This window comes from Streptomyces sp. NBC_00239 (assembly GCF_036194065.1).
Lineage (GTDB): Bacteria > Actinomycetota > Actinomycetes > Streptomycetales > Streptomycetaceae > Streptomyces.
In genome coordinates this window covers 7,388,882-7,406,920 of record NZ_CP108095.1, presented here as the reverse complement: position 1 = coordinate 7,406,920, position 18,039 = coordinate 7,388,882, and the positions used below count along the sequence as shown (strand labels likewise).

13 protein-coding genes and 1 pseudogene are annotated in these 18,039 nt (G+C 74.1%); 6 read left to right on the top strand and 8 right to left on the bottom strand.

The annotated features are described in order from the left end of the window. The first annotated feature begins 4 nt into the window (after positions 1–4). Positions 5–907, top strand: coding sequence for a helix-turn-helix domain-containing protein (locus OG764_RS32815; protein WP_328971962.1), 903 nt, complete (start codon positions 5–7; stop codon positions 905–907). Positions 908–1,044: 137 nt separating this feature from the next. On the opposite strand, the gene OG764_RS32810 is transcribed toward OG764_RS32815, so the two are convergent. Further along, positions 1,045–1,722, bottom strand: coding sequence for an HAD-IA family hydrolase (locus OG764_RS32810; RefSeq protein ID WP_328971961.1), 678 nt, complete (start codon positions 1,720–1,722; stop codon positions 1,045–1,047). 127 nt (positions 1,723–1,849) lie between these two features. Here OG764_RS32810 and OG764_RS32805 point away from each other — a divergent pair, with 127 nt between their 5' ends. Further along, on the top strand, positions 1,850–4,489 hold the full coding sequence (locus tag OG764_RS32805; protein ID WP_328971960.1) for a DEAD/DEAH box helicase: 2,640 nt from the start codon (positions 1,850–1,852) through the stop codon (positions 4,487–4,489). Positions 4,490–4,738: 249 nt separating this feature from the next. On the opposite strand, the pseudogene OG764_RS32800 reads toward OG764_RS32805, so the two are convergent. The 3 genes and pseudogenes from OG764_RS32800 to OG764_RS32790 form a co-directional block, all read right to left on the bottom strand. After that, positions 4,739–4,960 (bottom strand): annotated as a pseudogene (locus OG764_RS32800) (helix-turn-helix domain-containing protein); the annotation flags it as partial. Between the two features lie 127 nt (positions 4,961–5,087). Further along, complete coding sequence (locus OG764_RS32795; RefSeq protein ID WP_328971959.1) at positions 5,088–5,729, bottom strand: GNAT family N-acetyltransferase; 642 nt, start codon at positions 5,727–5,729, stop codon at positions 5,088–5,090. Positions 5,730–5,875: 146 nt separating this feature from the next. Next, positions 5,876–6,478 carry a TetR/AcrR family transcriptional regulator gene (locus OG764_RS32790; protein WP_328971958.1) on the bottom strand — a complete coding sequence of 201 codons (603 nt, stop codon included), beginning with the start codon at positions 6,476–6,478 and terminating at the stop codon, positions 5,876–5,878. Positions 6,479–6,602: 124 nt separating this feature from the next. Here OG764_RS32790 and OG764_RS32785 point away from each other — a divergent pair, with 124 nt between their 5' ends. Then, positions 6,603–7,208 (top strand): phosphoribosylanthranilate isomerase, encoded by a 606-nt coding sequence (locus OG764_RS32785; RefSeq protein WP_328971957.1) that lies wholly within the window; start codon positions 6,603–6,605, stop codon positions 7,206–7,208. Between the two features lie 394 nt (positions 7,209–7,602). Here the strand turns inward: OG764_RS32785 and OG764_RS32780 are convergent, their stop codons facing one another. The 3 genes from OG764_RS32780 to OG764_RS32770 form a co-directional block, all read right to left on the bottom strand. Further along, positions 7,603–9,594, bottom strand: coding sequence for an APC family permease (locus OG764_RS32780; protein ID WP_328971956.1), 1,992 nt, complete (start codon positions 9,592–9,594; stop codon positions 7,603–7,605). Positions 9,595–9,750: 156 nt separating this feature from the next. Further along, on the bottom strand, positions 9,751–10,209 hold the full coding sequence (locus OG764_RS32775; protein ID WP_328971955.1) for a (2Fe-2S)-binding protein: 459 nt from the start codon (positions 10,207–10,209) through the stop codon (positions 9,751–9,753). 15 nt (positions 10,210–10,224) lie between these two features. Then, entirely contained in the window at positions 10,225–12,468 is a 2,244-nt protein-coding gene (locus tag OG764_RS32770; protein ID WP_328971954.1) for a xanthine dehydrogenase family protein molybdopterin-binding subunit, read from the bottom strand. Positions 12,469–12,784: 316 nt separating this feature from the next. On the opposite strand from OG764_RS32770, the gene OG764_RS32765 reads away from it, so the two are divergent. Both OG764_RS32765 and OG764_RS32760 read left to right on the top strand, forming a co-directional pair. Beyond that, the gene (locus OG764_RS32765; protein ID WP_328971953.1) at positions 12,785–13,036 is read left to right on the top strand and encodes an SCO4226 family nickel-binding protein; all 252 of its coding nucleotides are present in this window, start codon (positions 12,785–12,787) and stop codon (positions 13,034–13,036) included. 213 nt (positions 13,037–13,249) lie between these two features. Further along, complete coding sequence (locus OG764_RS32760; RefSeq protein ID WP_328971952.1) at positions 13,250–14,671, top strand: SpoIIE family protein phosphatase; 1,422 nt, start codon at positions 13,250–13,252, stop codon at positions 14,669–14,671. Positions 14,672–14,936: 265 nt separating this feature from the next. Here OG764_RS32760 and OG764_RS32755 read toward each other — a convergent pair whose 3' ends face one another. Continuing rightward, complete coding sequence (locus OG764_RS32755) at positions 14,937–16,430, bottom strand: DNA-binding protein NsdB (protein WP_328971951.1); 1,494 nt, start codon at positions 16,428–16,430, stop codon at positions 14,937–14,939. A gap of 263 nt (positions 16,431–16,693) precedes the next feature. Here OG764_RS32755 and OG764_RS32750 point away from each other — a divergent pair, with 263 nt between their 5' ends. After that, complete coding sequence (locus tag OG764_RS32750; RefSeq protein WP_328971950.1) at positions 16,694–17,842, top strand: aminoglycoside phosphotransferase family protein; 1,149 nt, start codon at positions 16,694–16,696, stop codon at positions 17,840–17,842. The last annotated feature ends 197 nt before the right edge of the window (positions 17,843–18,039 follow it).

Genomic DNA, 18,039 nt, shown 5'->3' with positions numbered 1-18,039 from the left:
GCCGGTGTATCACACGTGGATGCGGTACTTCACGCCCGGACCGGTGCACCACCGGCTCGGGCTGGTCTGCCTCGGGGTGGGCCTCCAGTACGGGACGCTGCCGCCGGTCGGCCCGCGCACCCTCGACCACCACGTGGCCGTCGTGGTGTCGGCGGGCGGCGGCTGGTTCCGGGCGCCGGACGGCAGCCGGGTCCGGGTCGTCGCACCCGCGCTGATCTGGCTGGTCCCGGGCCGGGAGCACGCGTACGGGGCCGATCCGGTGACCGGCTGGGACGAGTGCTTCGTCGACTTCACGGGCACGGCGACGGCCACGTACACCGAGCTCGGGTACATCGAACCGGACCGGCCCGTGGTGCCGTTGGGGGACGCGGCGGGCGCCCGGGCGGTGGTGGGGCGGATCGCCCGGGCCGCGCACCGGGGCAACCCGCTGCTGGAGGTGGAGTCGTCGGCCGCCGTGCACGAACTCCTGGTGGCGCTGCGGCGGGCCCGCGCGGACACCGCGCCGGACGGCCATCCGGTGCTGCGGGCGCTGGCCCGGGACGCGTTCCTGCCGCTGTCGGTGGCCGAGCACGCGGCCCGGCACGGGATGAGCCCGGCCGAGCTGCGCACGGCGGTCCGCCGGGGCTCGGGGTGCAGCCCGAAGGACTTCCTGCTCGGCATCCGGCTGGGCCGAGCGAAGGAACTGCTGGCCGCGACGGACCTGCCGGTGGCGGCGGTGGCCCGCCGGGTGGGCTACCACGACCCGGGCTACTTCTCCCGGCTGTTCACGCGCCGGGTGGGGGTGGCCCCCGTACGGTTCCGCGAGCAGCAGGGCCGCACGGTGCCGGGCGGCTGGTCCCGGCAGGTCCCGGACCCGGCCCGGCCGCCGACCCTGTACCCGGCCGGCGCCGGCGACCCGGCGGCGTGAGAAGCACCGTGACGGCCGCCGGCGCGCCCGCTGTTGCCGCGTCCCCTGTTCTCGTGGCCGCTGTTGCCGTGTCCCCTGTTGTCGTGCCCGCTGTTGCCGTGACGGCCGTACGGGCGGCCGTGGCCACGGCCGGCGCGTCAGTGCGTGCCGGCAGCCCACGCCAGGATCGCGGGGGCGGCCTCGTGGAGCGTGCCGAAGCTCCGGTGCGCCCCGGGGGCTCGGTCGGGCTCCGCCCTGCCGCCCGAGCCGCCGTCCGGACCGGCCTGCGGCACCGGCGTGTTGACCGACCAGACGGTCATGCCCGCGCGCAGCCCCGCCTCGATGCCGGACGGGGCGTCCTCGACGACCAGGCAGTCCGCGGGGTCGGCGCCCAGCAGCTCGGCCGCCCGCAGGTACGGGACCGGCGACGGCTTGCCCTCGGCGACCGCCGCCGCGTCGACGACCAGACCGGGCGCGGGCAGTCCGGTGCGCGCGAACCGGCCGCGCACCCGGTGCTCGTAGTTCGACGTCACCAGCGCCCAGGTGCCGGCCGGCAGCCCGCCGAGCAGCTCGGCCGCCCCGGGGAACGCCCCGTAGCGGCCCGTACGGACGTCCTCGTCCTCCAGCGCGTGGAACTCGGCGAGGCAGGCGGCCGGGTCGGCGTCCGGAGCGACGAGGGCGAAGGTGTCCGCCGGCCGGGTGCGCTGCGCCACCGCGTGCACCTCGGCGGGGTCGAGGCCGTGCCCCCGGGCCCAGCTGTGCCAGATCCGGCGCTGGTTCGCCACGGCGTCGATCAGGGTCCCGTCGACATCGAACAACACACGTCTCCCGTTCATCCGATGATCATGCCAGGGGGCCTCTGACCTGCCCGCAGCGGAGTCCGGAACCGTCACCCTCACGGTTTCGCGCGGCCGGTGCACCAGAATGGGACCGGGAGGCGTCCACGGCGAAGGCAGAGCAGAGATGGCACGGATGGACTTGCGGCCGCATCAGCGGGAGGCAGTCGACGCCGTGCTGCGCGCGCTGGAGCTGCCCCCGGGCCCCCGCCCGGCCGGCCGCGGCCTGCGCGCCCAGGTGATCATGGCGACCGGTTCCGGCAAGACCCTGGTCGCGGCCCGCGCCTCCGAGGAACTGCGGGCGTCGCGCGTCCTGGTGCTCGTGCCGTCGCTCGACCTCCTCACCCAGTCGGTCGCCGCCTGGCGGCAGGCGGGCCGGCACGGACCCGTGGTCGGGGTGTCCTCGCTGCGCGAGAACGAGGTCGGATTCCGCAACACCACGGATGCCGGGCAACTGGCCGCGTGGTGCCGGGGGCCGGAGCGGGTCACCGTGTTCGCCACGTACGCCTCGCTGGGCCTGGGCATCGTCGAGCGGGCGCACCGGGCCGGGCTGGCGGCCTGGGACCTGGTCGTGGTCGACGAGGCGCACCGCACGTCGGGGCGGATCGGCAAGGCGTGGGCCGTGGTGCACGACAACGCGCGGGTCCCGGCGGCCCGGCGCCTCTACATGACGGCGACCCCGCGGCTGTGGCAGGCGGGCGAGGAGGAGGCCGGGGCGCGGACCGGCGGAGCGGGCGGGCAGGGGCGACAGGGTGAGCTGGTCGCGTCCATGGAGGACGACCCGGACGGCCCGTTCGGGAGCGTCTGCCACCAGCTGACCCTGTCGGAGGCGATCGACCGGGGGATCGTCGCGCCGTACCAGGTGGTGTGCGTGGACGTGACCGACCCCGGTTTCCAGGCGGCCGTGCTGCTCGGCGCGGACGCCCGGTCCGACGCGGTCCGCGGAGCCCGGCTGGCGGCGCTGCAGACGGCCGCGGTGAAGGCCGCCGCGGAGGAGGGCCTCCAGCGGACCCTCGTCTTCCACCAGCTGACCAAGGAGGCGGAGGCGTTCGCCGCGGGCCTGCCGGAGGTCGCCAAGCGGCTGCACCGTGCGGACCGGCTGCGGTTCCCCCGCGAGGTGTGGGCGGACTGGCTGTGCGGCGAGCACCGGCCGGCCCACCGGCGGCAGGTGCTGGAGCAGTTCGCGGCCGCCCGGCACGGCTTCCTGAGTTCGGTGCGCGTCCTGGGCGAGGGCGTGGACACGCGGGCGTGCGACTCGGTCCTGTGGGCGGACGTGCGCGGCTCGATGCCGGATCTGGTCCAGGCGGTGGGCCGGGCGCTGCGGGTCCGGCCCGGCGAGGGCAAGGTGGCCTCGCTGGTGGTGCCCGTGCTCCTCGGCCCCGGCGAGACCCCGGACGCCATGCTGACCTCGCGGGCGTACGGGGACCTGGCCCGGCTGCTGGAGGCGCTGCGGGCCCATGACGCGCGCGTGGTGGAGGCGCTCGCGCAGCCGCAGGCCCCGGGCTCCTACCAGCCGACCGGCCGCGGGCGGGGCGAGGCGGCGGGCCGCGGGCTGAGCGGCCCGGCGCGCGAGCTGCTGAAGTTCTCGGTGCCGCGGGACCCGGCGGTCTTGGCCGCCTTCATCAGCATGCGCATCCTCAGCCCCGAGAGCACGCACTGGAACCGCGGGCTGGCGGCGGCCGCCGCGTACGCGCGCCGGAACGGCGACCTGCGGGTGCCGTTCGGCTTCCGCGCGCCGGAGGCGGGCGTGGCAGCGGAGGCGGCAGGGGAGGTGCCCGCCGGTACGGCCCCGGAGTCGGGCACGGTGGCGGAGGCGGGCGTGGCAGCGGAGGCGGGTGCGGCCCTGGAGGCGGGTACGGAGGAAACGGCGGGTACGCAGGAGGCGACGGCGGGCTGGCCGGCGCCGCTGGCCGGGTTCCCGCTGGGCCAGTGGATCGCCGACGCCCGCCGCGCGCACAAGCAGGGCCGGCTGTCGAAGGAGCGGATCGCCCGGCTCGACGCGCTGGGGATGGTCTGGTCGCACTTCGACGTGGCGTTCGAAGAGGGACTCGCCGCCGCGCGGGGCTGGGCGGCGGAGCACGGGCACCTGCTGGCCCCGCTGGACGCCACCTGGCACGGCTACCCGCTGGGCGTGTGGCTGAAGAACAACCGGGCGGCGGCCCGCCGGGACCCGCAGGCCACGGGCGCCCTGTCCGAGGACCGGCGCCGGGCCCTGGAGGAGATCGACGCGGCCTGGTGCCCGGACTGGCCGATCTCCTGGCAGCGCTGCTTCCGGCTGGTACGGGCGCACGCGCAGGCGGGCGAGCCGGTACCGCACGCCCCCGGCGAGCGCGTGGTGCAGGGCGAGGACCTCGGGGCATGGGTGCAGGCGCAGCGGCTCGGCTGGGACGGGCTGGCGATGGCCCAGCAGTGGATGCTCCGGCACGTGCTGGACATCGGCCCCGCGAGCGCCGAGGAGCGGCCGCGCCGGCGGGTCCCGCACCCGGACAAGTGGGCGGCGAACCTGACCGCCGCGCGCCGCTTCCACGCGCGCGAGGGGCACCTGCGGGTGCCGCGTACGCACGTGGAGACGGTCGACGGGGTCGCGTACGGGCTCGGCGCCTGGATCGCCAACGCCCGCAGCCGGGCCGACCGGCTCACCCCGGAGCGGGTGGCGGAGCTGGACGCGCTCGGCATGCGCTGGGCGGAGCCGGTCCCGGCCCGGGGCCGGCGGCGCGGCACGCAGCGCACCGGCCGGGCGGGCCGGGTGGGACACCCGTCGGCCTGATCTCCGGGCCGGCGGGACCGGGCGCGTGTGGGTGGTCGGCGGCCTTGACGGGGGCGCCGGGGGCGATCAGATCGGCGACCGGGACCCCACCCCTCCCTCTGGGGCCCCACCCTCGATTCCGGGCGGGGTCCTCGGGGCGGGCGGCGGCCGCTCCGTACGGCTCTCGGACTCGACTTAGGACTCGGCTTCGGCTTCGGACTCGGCTTCAGACCCGGCTTCGGACTCGGCTCAGGAGGCGAGCGGTAGCCCCTCGGCGAGGACGAACGCGCCGTCCTCGCGCCGGACGTATCCCTCGTGGCTGAGGGTGCGCAACAGGTGGTAGGTGGTGGGCAGCGGGATCCCGGTGAGCCGGGACAGCCGCTTGGCGGTGGTGGCGCCTTCGGCGTGCAGTGCCTCCACGAGGCGCAGGGCGCGCTGCACGGAACCGATGAGGGTGGGAGCGGGGTCCTTCGCGTTGCGGTCGGTGTCCATCTGTACTCCCCCTGATCTCGAACGAGTCAGATCTGCCGGACCGGGAACGACCCGACGTCACATGCCATCAAAGTCCTTCTCCCGCGGGCAGACCAGCGGACTCGCGTGCACCCGACGTTAAGATCATCTAATGCTCGACGCCCGGAAGCTGAAGTTCCGCGTCCGCATGCTGTGTCGGAGAACCGTCCCGCGGGCCGAGCGACCGCACGTAGCGGGTGCCCGGCAGCCCTCCCAGGTCGACCGGACCGACCGGCCGGAAGCCGGTGCGCCGCAGGACGGCATCGGAGGCGCGGTTGTCGGTGGTGGTGACCGCCGTCAGCTCGGACAGCCCGTACGCGGTGCGGGCGAGGCGGCTGACGGCCTCCACGGCGGCGGTCGCCAGGCCGCGGCCGGTGGCGCGTTCGGCGATGCGGTAACCGAGTTCGGCACTGCCGGCCTCGGCGTCCACGAGGTTCACCCGGCCCAGCACCGCGCCGTCGCGGGCGAGCAGCAGGTGGAAGTGGCAGAGCCCGGCGGCCTGTTCGGCGAGGAGCGCCCGGTGGCGGTCCGTGAACTCCGTGAAGTAGGCGTCGCCGCGGTCCGGTACGGACGCGGCGAAGTAGGTCCGGTTCTCCCGCTCGAAGGCGAGCAGGGCCTCGGCGTGCCCGGCGGTCAGCCGTACCAGCACCGCGCCCGTGCCGCCCACGCGCACCCCGTCCTCCGCGGCCACGCCCCCGGCGTCGCCCGCCGAAGCGTCCGCGCCGCCGCGCCCGTCCTGTACCGCCGCCATGCCCGTACCCCCGTACCGCCGCTCGGCCGGGTCCGTGCGTACGCGAAGGCCGCCGCGGCCCCGGCGCCGCGCCACGGCCCGGGCCAGCCTAGCCGGGCCGGTCGGCGGCAGCGTCCCGGGCCACCCCCCGGGCCGGAACGGACGACCTAACCCTCGGCCGGCTCCGGCGCGCCCGCTCCCGCTCCTGCCGCCGGTGCGGCCGGTACGAGCAGCCGGGCCACCAGCGCGTCGATCACCTCGTCCGACGGGTACGGCTCCAGGATCCCGGGCGCCGTCAGGTCGTCGACGATCAGGCCCAGCATCGCGAGGTAGAGCAGCACCACGCCGGTACGGTCGCCGGGCAGCCCGCTGTCGAGGTGGAAGCGGATGTTCGCCTCCAGCTCCAGGCCGAGGAAGCGGGTGAGTTCCGCGTGGAGTTCGGGCCGGCGGGTGGCCTCCAGACGCAGTTCGAGCATGGCGATGTGCACGCTGCGTTCGCGCCGCATCCGCTGGAGGAGCGCCCGCAGCAGCGTCGCGGCGTCGAGCGGGCCGGCAAGCTCCGCCGGGTCGGGCACCAGGCGCTCACGGGTGCGGTGCAGCACCTGGGCGAGCATCTGGGCGCGGTTGGCGAAGTAGTTCGAGGCCGTGCCGGTGGGTACGCCGGCCTCGGCGTCCACCGCGCGCAGGGTGAGGCCCCGGGAGCCCTCGCGGGCGAGGACCTCGATGGCCGCGTCGAGGAGGGCGGCGCGGCGGGCCGGGTTGTGGCGCATGGGCGGCCTCTCGTGGTGAGGGAGGGAGCAAGCCACTGCAAGTGCAGTGGCAGCATGCACGGTAGCCCATCCCGCCCTTCGGGCGTCCGCGCCGGTCCGTCCGGGCAGGTGGTTGACTGGCCTCATGAGTGAGCTGTTCGTCAAGATCTGCGGTCTGCGGACCGAGCGGGACGTGGACACGGCCGTCGAGGCAGGTGCCGACGCCGTCGGCTTCGTGTTCGCCGCCAGCCCCCGACTGGTCGACGCCGAGACCGCGCGGCGGCTCGCGGAACGGGTGCCGGAGCACGTCCTGACCGTCGGGGTGTTCCGCGGGCAGCCCCTGGACGAGGTCCGCGCCCTCACCGAGGCGAGCGGAGTACGGGGCGTACAGCTGCACGGGGACGAGGGGCCCGAGTACTACACCGCCCTGCGGCAGCCAGGCCGGACCCTGCTGCGGGCCACGGCCACCACCGGACTTCCGCTGCGCTGCGGGGAGTTCGGCGAGGACCTGCTGCTCCTCGACGCGCCGGACCCGGGCTCGGGCAAGCCGTGGAACTGGGCGTCGCCCGATTTCACGGCCCCGGCGGGGCGCTGGCTGCTGGCGGGTGGGCTCCACGCCGGGAACGTCGGGGAGGCGGTGCGGGTGGTCGCGCCGTGGGGTGTCGACGTCTCCAGCGGCGTCGAAAGCGCCCGCGGCGTGAAGGACCCGGCCCTCATCAAGTCCTTCCTCACCGCCGCCCACACCGCCTGACACTGCCGCACCCCAACCCCGCCCGGCCTCGCCGACGCCCTGGGGCGCAATTCCCGGCCCCGCCGGTGCCCTGGGGCGCAACTCCCGGGCTTGTCGGCGCTGCGTGCGGCAAATCCAGCCTCGCCGACGTTTGAGGCGCGGCCCAGGGCAGAGCCCACCCCAGCCTCGCCGGCGTTTGAGGCGCAACCCCCAGCCTCGCCGGCGTTTGAGGCGCGGGGTTTGGGGCGGAGCCCCAAGACAACCCGGCTGACGCCGGGCACCAGGCTCCGCCCGGACCCGCTCCTCAAACGCCGGAGGGGCTGAAAGGTGCGCGGGGTCACCGGGCTCCGCCCGGACCCACGCCTCAAACGCCGGCAAGGCTCAAGGGCTGAGCCCGTTCCGGCGGAGCGCAGCGTTACCGGCGGGCCGAGGGCAGGCGGTAGGGGACGTCGATGACGGCGACGCCCGGCATGAAGAGGAGCCGCGCCTTCAACCGCAACGCGTTCTGGTTGTGCAGCGGCTGCTCCCACCAGTGCCCGACGATGTACTCGGGGATGACCACGGACACCACCCCGTCCGGATCCCGCCCGGCGAGTTCCTGGACGTACCCGAGGACCGGCCCGACCACCTCCCGGTACGGCGAGTGCAGGATCGTCAGCGGTACGTCGATCCCGCGAGCGGCCCAGTCGGCCCGCAACCGCTCCGCATCGTCGTCGGCCGCCACCGTCAGGGCCGTCAGGGTCGCCGGCCGCAGCAGCTGCGCGAAGCCGAGCGCCTTGAGCGTGGGCGCGTGGACGGCCGCGACCAGCACGACGACATGGTGCCGGGCCGGCCTCTTCGGCACGGCGTCCGGCACCAGCGCCACCTGCCGCGCCACCTGGTCGTAGTGCCGGCGCACCCCCTTCATCCCGAGGAAGAGCACCGGCATCGCGATGACGACGAGCCACGCGCCGTGCGTGAACTTGGTGATCAGGACGATGACCAGCACCAGCGCGGTCAGCACGGCGCCGACGGCGTTGATGGCCAGCGACCGGTGGATCCGGTGCCGGGCGGCCTTCGCGGCTCCCGGCCCGACGGTTCCCACGGAACCGGCCGGCCCGACGGCCCGCCCGGAACCGCCCGGCACGGCGCCCGGCCCGCCCCCCGGCGCGGCCAGCTCCTTCCGCCAGTGCCGCACCATCCCGGCCTGGGAGAGCGTGAAGGAGACGAAGACGCCGATGATGTAGAGCTGGATCAGCCGGGTCAGCTCGGCGTCGAAGGCGACGATCAGACCGACGGCGGCCAGTGCCAGCAACACCACGCCGTTGGAGTACACGAGCCGGTCGCCGCGGTTGTAGAGCTGGCGGGGCGCGTACTTGTCGCGGGCCAGGATCGAGGCGAGCATCGGGAACCCGTTGAAGGCGGTGTTCGCGGCGAGGATCAGCACGCCCGCGGTGACGGCCTGGAGCAGGTAGAAGAGGAAGTGCCAGCTGCCGAACGTGGCGCGGCCGATCTGGGCGAGCGCGGTGGAAGTGGCCGCGTCGGGCGCGAGGCCCAGCTCGGTGGGGCTCTCGGCGACGTGCACCTCGTAGACCATGGCGAGGACCGTGATCCCGACGAACATGGTGACCGAGAGCAGCCCCATCACCGCGAGGGTGTTCGCCGCGTTGCGGCTCTTGGGCTTCCGGAAGGCGGGTACGCCGTTGCTGATCGCCTCGACGCCGGTGAGGGCGGTACAGCCGGAGGCGAAGGCCCGCATGGCGAGCAGGACCAGGGCCACGCCGGTGTAATCGCTCACCGCGTGGAGGGGCAGGTCGGCGGACTCGGCGCGGATCGTGTCGCCGGTGGCCATCCGCACGGCCGCCCACGCGAACATCAGGTAGACCACGAGGACGAACCCGTAGGTGGGGATGGCGAAGACCCGCCCGGACTCGCGTACGCCCCGCAGGTTCATGACGGTGAGCAGCACCACGAAACCGACGGACAGGGCGACTTGGTGGTCGTGCAGGGAGGGGACGGCCGAGGTGATGGCCGACACCCCGGACACCACGGAGACGGCGACGGTCAGCACGTAGTCGACGAGGAGGGCGCTGGCCGCGGTGAGCGCGGCGGTGGGCCCTAGGTTCTCGGAGCTGACGACGTACGCGCCGCCGCCGCCCGGGTAGGCGTGGCAGGTCTGCCGGTAGGAGGCGATCACCACGACCAGCAGGAAGACGATCGCGGCCGCGGCGTACCAGGTCAGGTGCAGCAGCGCGACCCCGCCGAGGGCCAGGATGAGCAGGATCTCCTCGGTCGCGTAGGCGACGGAGGAGAGCGGGTCGCTGCAGAAGATCGGCAGCGCGAGCCGTTTGGGGAGCAGGGTCTCGCCCAGGCGTGCGGTGTCGAGCGGCTCACCGACCAGGACGCGTTTCAGATTGATACGCCTCATTCGGGCATGATCCGCGTCTTGCACCGGTTTGTTCCGCCGTGACACTCGAAACGGCCACGGGCAGCGCCCTCGGCTCGGCGGGCGGGCCCCGCTCGGGCCGGGCGCCCGCCTGCGCGGCGGCGTCGGTCTGCGGGCGCAGGCGGCGGCCCGTCCGGGTCAGCGCATCTTCGCGGCCGCGCTGCGGATCGCCTCGCGGATCCGGAAGTAGGTGCCGCAGCGGCAAATGTTGGCGATGGCGTCGAGGTCGGCGTCCGTCGGCTCGCTGGTGCGCTTCAGCAGGGCGACGGCGGCCATGATCTGGCCGGGCTGGCAGAAGCCGCACTGCGCGACGTCCTGTTCGAGCCAGGCCTCCTGCACCGGGTGCAGGGTGTCGCCGTCCGCGAGGCCCTCGATGGTGGTGACCTCACGGCCCGCGGCCTGCGCGACCGGCACCACGCAGGGCCGGATGTCCGCACCGTCGAGGTGGCTGGTGCAGGCCTTGCAGACGTCGACGCCGCAGCCGTACTTGGGGCCGCGGATCCCCAGCAGGTCGCGCAGCACCCACAGCAGGGGCAGGTCGTCGGGAGCGTCCACGGTGACACTGCGCCCGTTGACGGTGAAGGTGTGCGAGGGCACGGCGGAACTCCTGGCTCAGCGGGGATAGGGGGTGAAGTCGACGTCGAAGTCGAGGGGGAAGCTGCGCGGCCGGGTGCCGGTCGCGCGGGCGTAGGCGTTGGCGATGGCCCCGACGGCGGCGGGCACGCCGAGTTCGCCGGCCCCGCCCGGCTCACCCGTCGCCGGCATCACGAAGATCCGCACGTCGGTCGGGGTGTCGCGCTGGCGGGCGTAGTGGAACTGGCTGTAACTGCCTTCCAGTGGCAGCCCCTTGTCGATGTGCAGCCCGGCCCGCAGGGTGGTGGAGATCGCGTCGGTGAGACCGCCGAGCAGCTGGGCCTCCAGGCCCCGCGGGTTGACGGGCCGGCCGACGTCCGCGGCGATGACGGCCTTGGTGACCCGTACGTGGTCCGGGTCGCGGGTGTCGATCTCGACGAGGCAGGCGGTGCGGGACTCGTACTCCTCGTGGAAGCCGACGCCCTGGGCGCAGCCGGCGGGCAGCTCGCGGCCCCAGTCGCCCTCGGCGGCCACCTTGTCGAGGACCGCGCGCTGGGCCGCGGTCTTGAGGAACTCGCGCCGGAAGGCGACCGGGTCCTTGCCCATCCGCTGGGCGAGTTCGTCGACGACGATCTCCTCGGCGCCCCGGGTGTTGGCGGAGTACACCGACCGCCAGGAGCCGGTGGGGATGCCGGTCGGGACCTCGGTGAGGGTCTGGGTGGTGAGGCCGAAGTGGTAGGGCGACTTCACCGTGGTGAGGAACAGGGTCTGGGCGAACGTCGCGTTGCCGATGCCCGCGGGCAGGCTGGCGGCGGTGGCGGTCAGGATCTCGCCGAGGCCGTGCCGGAAGTCGGTCTCCGCGGCGGCCACCCGGTGTTCGAAGGTGAGCACCTGCCCCAGCGCGTAGGTCGCGCGGATGCGGTGGTGGCTGGCGGGGCGCATCCGGCCGTGCCGGGTGTCGTCCACGCGGGTCCACATCAGGCGGACCGGACGGCCGCAGGCCTTGGAGACCAGGGCGGCCTCCAGCGCGGCGTCGAAGAACAGCCGCCGGCCGAACGAGCCGCCCGCCTGCACCACGTGCACGGTGACCTTGTCGACGGGCAGGCCGAGGGCCGCGGCGATGGTCTGCTGGGCGACGATCGGCGACTTGAGCCCGGACCAGATCTCGGCCCGGTCCGCCCGCACGTCGGCCACCGCGGAGTTGGTCTCCATCGGGGCGTGGCTGACGAACGCGAAGTCGAAGTCGGCGTCGATGTACGGGGTCAGCAGCGGCGGGACCAGCGGGGGCGGTGCGGCGGACCGCAGCCTGGTGCGGATGTTCGCGTCGGAGAGCGCGTCGGCGGGGCCGGGTCCCCAGGTCACGTCCAGGGCGGCGCGGGCGTCGATGGCCTGGCCGAACGTCTCGGCGACGACGGCCACCCCGGTGGGGACGGTCACCACGTGCAGGACGCCGGGCATGGCGCGGACGGCGGCCGCGTTGGCGACGGAGCGCACGGTGCCGCCGAGCGTCGGCGGGCGGCGCAGTACGCACGGCTTGGCGCCGGGCACGTCCAGGTCGAGGGTGTACTCCTGGCGCCCGGTGACCATGGCGCGGGCGTCGATGCGGTTCACCGGCCGGCCGACGAGGGTGTGCCGGGAGGCGGGCTTGGGGGCGGCCGGCGCGATGAGGAGCCCCGGGTCCGCGGCGGCTTCGGCGAGGCTGCCGTAGCTCGCGCTGCGCCCGTCGGGGGCGTGGACGGCGCCGTCCCGCGTGGTGAGGGAGCCGGCCGGCAGCGACCAGCGGCGGGCGGCGGCCGCGACCAGCCGGGCCCTGGCCGTGGCGGCGGTCTGGCGGACCGGGCCGTAGAGCGAACGGATGGAGTTGGAGCTGCCGGTGAGCTGGTTGAAGAGGAGCTCGGGCCGGGCGTTCTCCAGCGCGATGTGCACGTCCGCGAGGGGGGCGTCGAGCTCCTCGGCGACGAGCATCGCCACGGCCGTGGTCAGGCCCTGGCCGACTTCGGTGCGGGGCAGCCGGAAGTGGATGCCGCCGTCCGTCTCGACCCGCAGCACCAGCAGGTGGGCGGTGGGCGCGCCGGCCAGGATGAACACGTCGCCCAGGTCGACGAGGTCCGCGATGGCTGGCAGCGACGGTATGACGGCGTGCGCGGTCTGGGGCGCGAGCGCGTCGGCGCCGAACCGGGTGGCGAGGGCCAGCGTGGGCGCGGCGATCAGCCCGGTGAGGAAGCGCCGGCGACCGGTGCCGCGGTCCGCGGGAAGGCCGGTGTCCGGGCCCTGTGCTGCCATGGTCTGTGCCCCACCCCGCCTGACGTACCGGGGCCCTCCCCGGTCGGTTACCGGCACGTAGAGTAGCGAGCGTCGCCGTGTGGCGGAAGTCGTCGGTCCGAGACGGTCCGGAACGCGCCGTCCGGCCGTCGCGCCGGCCCCGGCCGAGCGGGGGCCGCGTATTCGGACAGACGGGGGTCGTTCGACCGGATGACCGGGCGCCACCCCCGGCGCCCGGGGGCGGTTTCCGGCCGCTCGTGCGCGCCCCCGGGCGCACGATGCGCCCCCACGGGCGCATGATGGGGAGAGAGCGAGCACGTGAGGAGGTGTGCGGGCCATGACCACCTACATGGACGTCCACACCGGCATGAAGGGCATCACCGCGGAGCAGCTCGCCGCGGCCCACCGGGCGGACCTCGCCATCGAGAAGGACGAGGGAGTGCACTTCCAACGAGCCTGGGCGGACCCGGCGTCCGGCACGGTGTACTGCCTGTCCGAGGCCCCCTCGGCGGAGGCGGTCCAGCGCATCCACGAGCGGACGGGCCACCCCGCGGCGGAGATCCACCCGGTGCCCCTGAGCGTGTCCTGAGCAGGGCTCTCACGCCGTGATCTGAACATGCCGTTCCGCCCGTGACCGGAAACGTTCGCACAGCGTACGAGGACAGGGAGGCCTTTGGCATATGCCAGAAGCACCACCGTAACGGATGTTGCCAAACACCTTACGGGGCATGGCGCCCTGTGCCACAGTCGTACCCGGCCTTCCATCAGACCTGGCCGTGCCGCGCCTGTATCGGAGTTCCCCATGCCGTCCCCCCTGTTCGCGGACCGCCCCGCGCAGCCGCCCGAGCCCGGGTCGGTGGACGCGCTCATCACGCAGACCCGCCGGCTCCGCGGCGAGGTGGACGCGGTCCGCCGGGACACGGTCGTGGACGACGACGATCCGCACGGCCGCTGGCAGCGCGCCCTGTGCGACCTGGCCGTGCACCATCTCGACGACCTGGGCGAGCACTTGGGGCAGCTGAAGGACGGTCTGCCGTTCGTGCCCGAGCAGCCGGCACCCGCCGAGCCGCCCGCCCCGGAGACCGAGGCCCAGCAGGGCCGGGTCGGCAGCGCCGACTGGAACCTGCTCACCGACGAGGTGACCTGGTCGGACGAGCTGTACCAGATCTTCGGGCGCGCACCGGAGAACGGCCCGCTCACCCTCGACGAGTTCTGGTCCACCCTGTTCGCGGAGGACCAGCCGCAGCTGACCGCCATGGTGACGGACTGCCTGGTCGACGGGAAGCCCATCGACGGCGAATTCCGCATCGTCCGCACCGACGGCTGCGTCCGCACGCTGCACATGCGCGGCGAACCCGCCCTCGACGCCGACGGCTGCACGGCCTCCATGTGGGCCGTGGTGCGCGATGTGAGCGAACTCCGGCGCAGCGAACGGGCGGTGCGCGAAACCCGCGACTCGCTCCAGCGGCAGCGGCAGATCGCACAGACCGAGCACCGGCTCGCGGTCGAACTCCAGGAAGCGGTCCTGCCCTCCTGGCGGGGCACCCTGCGCTTCCCGTACGGCAGCACCGGCGCGCTCGACCTCGCCGCGCACTACATGCCCGCCGCCACCAGCTCACTCATCGGCGGCAACTGGTACGACGCGCTCGAACTCCCGGACGGCACCTCGATGCTGACGGTCGGTGACCTCACCGGCCACGGCGTGACCGCCACCTCCGGCATGGCCATGATGCTCGGCGCGCTGCGCGGCATGGCGATGGCCGGCATCGAGCCCGGCCCGCTGATGGGCTGGCTCAACCAGCTCCTGGAAACCTCCGTACAGCCCGCACTGGGCAGCGCGGTGTGCTGCCGCTTCGACCCGGCCACCCGGACCCTGTCGTGGGCCCAGGCGGGCCACCCCGCACCGCTGCTGTTCCGCGGGGGCGCGGGGCGGGCCCTGGTACCGCCGGAGGGCGTCCTGCTCGGCGCCACCACGGGTGCCGTGTACGGGCAGGCCGAGGAACGCCTCGAAGTCGGCGACGTACTGGTGCTGCACACGGACGGACTGACCGCGAGCGGCGTGGAGTTCGGACGCGCCGACGGAACGGCGCGCCTGCTGGCCCTCGCGCCCCGGTTCGCCGGGGCGCGGTCGGCTCAGGACAGTGTGAGGATCATGGTCGAGGAATTCGGCGGGACCGGGCGCGAGGACGACGCCTGCGTACTGGTCGCCCGGGTCGGCGGCTGAACCGGCAACACCGGCTCCCGCAGCACCGGTTGAACCACCGGCCGGTTGAACCGCCGGCCGCCCCCGGCACCCGCGTTTCCCGTGGCCGTCACGTGTGGCCGCCTACGTGTGGGGCTGTCCACGTGCGGCTGTCACGTGTGCCCGTTCGGTCTGCTGTCTGCTTCTTTCTTGTGCCCGTCAGGTCTCCTCGGCCGCGCCCCGGGCGCGGCCGTCCCCTCCGGTCGGACCTGTGCTGCCGGATCCTCTCCGGCCCGTTCTCCTCCGGTCAGATCTCCGAGTCCCGCGACCTGCGCGACGGCCCCTTCGGCAGCGTCAGCTTGATCTCTTCACGGAGATCGTCGATCTTCGCGTAGCCGGCGTACTGGCCGGTCAGCCGGTACATCTCGCGCAGCCGGTCCCAGGTGCGGTGCGAGGAGGTCTCCCCCATCGACATCAGGGCCAGGCGCGCGTACCGGTCCGCCTGCTCGGGGTCGTCGGCGATGAAGCAGGCCGAGGCCATCGAGATGTAGTCGAAGATCTGCGAGCGCTGGTGCCCGGCGGCCCGCAGCCGCAGCGCCTCGCGGGCGTGCCGCTGCGCGATCGGGGCGGCGGAGGGGTCGTGGTCCGCCAGGGTGCGGAACGCCAGGGCCTGCATGCCGTGCATGTCGGCCTCGTCGAAGTTCTGCATCCAACTGGGCGGCGGAACATCGGACTTGTCGGACACGAACAGGTCCTCGGCCTCCCCGAGGGTGCGCCGCATCGCCTGCCCCTTGCCCATCGCCGCCTGCGCCCAGGCCTCGATGGTGTGCAGCATGGCGCGGGTGCGCGGCAGGGTCTCGTCCCCGGACCCGGACTGGGCGAGCTGCATCAGGTCCAGGGCCTCGTGCGGCTTGCCCAGGTGCACCATCTGGCGGGCCGCCCGGGACAGCGCCTCGCCGGCCCGCGGGCGGTCGCCGCCCTCCCGGGCCGCGTGCGCGGCGATCACGAAGTACTTCTGCGCGGTCGGTTCGAGGCCGACGTCGTGGGACATCCAGCCAGCGAGGACGGCGAGGTTGGCGGCCACGCCCCACAACCGCCGGTGCAGGTGGTCGGGGTGGCGGTAGGCGAGCATGCCGCCCACCTCGTTGAGCTGGCCCACGACCGCCTTGCGCTGGAGTCCGCCGCCCCGGGAGGCGTCCCAGGCGCGGAAGACCTCCACGGACCGTTCCAGTGCCTCGATCTCCTGGGAGCCGATGGGCGCCGCTTCGTAGCGGTCGTAGCTCGCGGGGTCGGCGTGCAGGGGGTTGTCGTAGCGAGAGGTGTCCATCGAGCGAGCCGGATCGGTGTGCAGCCAGTCGTGCATCGCACTGCTGAGCGCCGATCCGGCGGTGAGCGCGGCGCCCGCGCCCATCAGTCCGCGTCGGTTGAGCATGAGGTCCATTCCCGTGAATTCGGTGAGGACCGCTGCCGTGCGTTCAGGCGCCCAGGGCAGGCCGTCGGGGTTCTCCTTCACCCCCGCCGACTGCTTTCTGGTGGCGCGCCGTTGCCGTACGAACCCGAGGTCCTCAATGGTCACGACACGGCCGAGCCGCTCGGTGAACAGGGCGGCCAGTACCGTCGGCACCGGCTCGCGCGGGGTCTCCCCCAGGTCGATCCAGCGCCGCACTCGCGAGGTGTCGGTGGCCAGCTGGTGGTGGCCCATGGCCGCCGCCTGCCGGTTCACCAGCCGCGCGAGTTCGCCCTTCGACCAGCCGGCCAGGCCGAACAGGTCGTTGAGGCGGGTGTTGGGTCCTCTGCTCACGTCAAGCCCCCAGGTTCTCGGCTGTGTTGACAGTAACCCGGCGTCAGATGCCGAGCGACTATTCGCCAGGCTTCGCCAGGGGGTGCCATGTGGTCCGCCACCCGTGCGCGGGTGTCAGGTAGGAATGCGCCTCCCCGACCCGGTGGCCGACCGGCCGGAGTGGTCCGGTTGAACGGCAGCCGCGTGGCACTCCCCAGGGTGTCGGCGGTCCGGGACGGGAAGGCGTACGCAACTCGTCGGCGCACGAAGGGATCCGAACCGTCATGTACGCAGCATCGTCCTCCGTGTCCGCCCCCGTACGGCCCTACCGCACCTTCCAGGCGGGTGGCGGCCCCTACCTGGAGCCCACCCGCGGTCCGGTACCGGCGCAAGGCGCCGCCCGGATCCGGCGGGCCGCGGGGACCGGGACCCAGCCGCTCAGCGGAAGACTCGACCTGTCCGGCCCGCAGGGAGCGCAGCTGCGGACGGCACTCGCCTCGGTGCACCGGATCTGTCCGGAGTTCGCACCCGTCCAGGTACTGCGACGCAGCGGGCGATCGGTTCTACTGGTGGGCACCACCGGGCGGACGACCGCGGTAGCCAAGGTTTTACTGGACGTCTCGCCCGCCTGGGCCGAGCGGTACCGGCACGAAATAGCGGCATACCGGGCGTTCGTCCGGCACCGGCCTCCGGTCCGGGTTCCGCGGCTCATCGCCGCCGACCCCGAGAACTGCACGCTGGTGGTCGAGCGGATGCCCGGACGGGTGGCGGCGCTCCAGCGGCATCCGGTGGAGGCGCCGCCACGGGCGGACGTACGGGCCGCCCTGGGGGCGATCTGCCGGGTGAACGAGTGGCGCCCGCCGGCCGAGCTGTTCGGCCGGCCCCTCGACTACGCCTCCCGCATCTCCCGGTACCACGAGCTCGGCCTGCTCACCGACCGGGACCTGGGCGACCTGCAGAAGCTGCTGCACGGTGTGGCCATGGCGGGAAGCAGGCAGCCGGGCAGTCAATGGCAGTTCAACCACGGCGACGCGCTGCTGTCGAACCTGCTGCTCTCCCCCACCGGACCGGTGCTGCTCGACTGGGAGCACACCGGGTGGTACCTGCCCGGGTACGACCTCGCCACCCTGTGGACGGTGCTCGGTGACGCGCCGGCCGCGCGGCGCCAGATCAGCCAGCTCGCCCAGAGCAAGGGCCCGGTGGCCCGGGACGCGTTCCTGCTCAACCTGATGCTGGTGCTCACCCGGGAGATCCGGACGTACGAGCTGGCGGTGCAGCGCTCGATCAACGCGGCGGCCCCGGTCCTCCCGGGGGCGCCCGGCGCGGGCGGGCCGGTGCACTCGGGCGAGGAGCAGCGGCTGCTGCTGCGCAGGCTGCACGACGACTGCGGAATGGCGCGGCGGGCGGTCCGGGCGGCGGTGGGCACGCGCTGACCCCAGCCCCGGAGCGGACCGCTCCGCCGGACAACTGAAGACGGGCACGGTGACCGGAATCCCGTGGTGCGCGCACACGTTGCCCGCGCCACGGGATTTCGCATGGTCAGGGCAGGGGTCGCGGCCACCGCACGTGCCTTGACATCACATGATCCCCCGAACACCTTGCTGACACCGCATCAGCCGTGTTCGGGTAC

Coding starts and splice junctions, on each gene's coding strand:
- OG764_RS32810 (WP_328971961.1), bottom strand. CDS start 1,722: ATGAACGGGAGACGTGTGTTGTTCGATGTCGACGGGACCCTGATCGAC.
- OG764_RS32805 (WP_328971960.1), top strand. CDS start 1,850: ATGGCACGGATGGACTTGCGGCCGCATCAGCGGGAGGCAGTCGACGCC.
- OG764_RS32795 (WP_328971959.1), bottom strand. CDS start 5,729: ATGGCGGCGGTACAGGACGGGCGCGGCGGCGCGGACGCTTCGGCGGGC.
- OG764_RS32790 (WP_328971958.1), bottom strand. CDS start 6,478: ATGCGCCACAACCCGGCCCGCCGCGCCGCCCTCCTCGACGCGGCCATC.
- OG764_RS32785 (WP_328971957.1), top strand. CDS start 6,603: ATGAGTGAGCTGTTCGTCAAGATCTGCGGTCTGCGGACCGAGCGGGAC.
- OG764_RS32780 (WP_328971956.1), bottom strand. CDS start 9,594: ATGAGGCGTATCAATCTGAAACGCGTCCTGGTCGGTGAGCCGCTCGAC.
- OG764_RS32770 (WP_328971954.1), bottom strand. CDS start 12,468: ATGGCAGCACAGGGCCCGGACACCGGCCTTCCCGCGGACCGCGGCACC.
- OG764_RS32765 (WP_328971953.1), top strand. CDS start 12,785: ATGACCACCTACATGGACGTCCACACCGGCATGAAGGGCATCACCGCG.
- OG764_RS32760 (WP_328971952.1), top strand. CDS start 13,250: ATGCCGTCCCCCCTGTTCGCGGACCGCCCCGCGCAGCCGCCCGAGCCC.
- OG764_RS32750 (WP_328971950.1), top strand. CDS start 16,694: ATGTACGCAGCATCGTCCTCCGTGTCCGCCCCCGTACGGCCCTACCGC.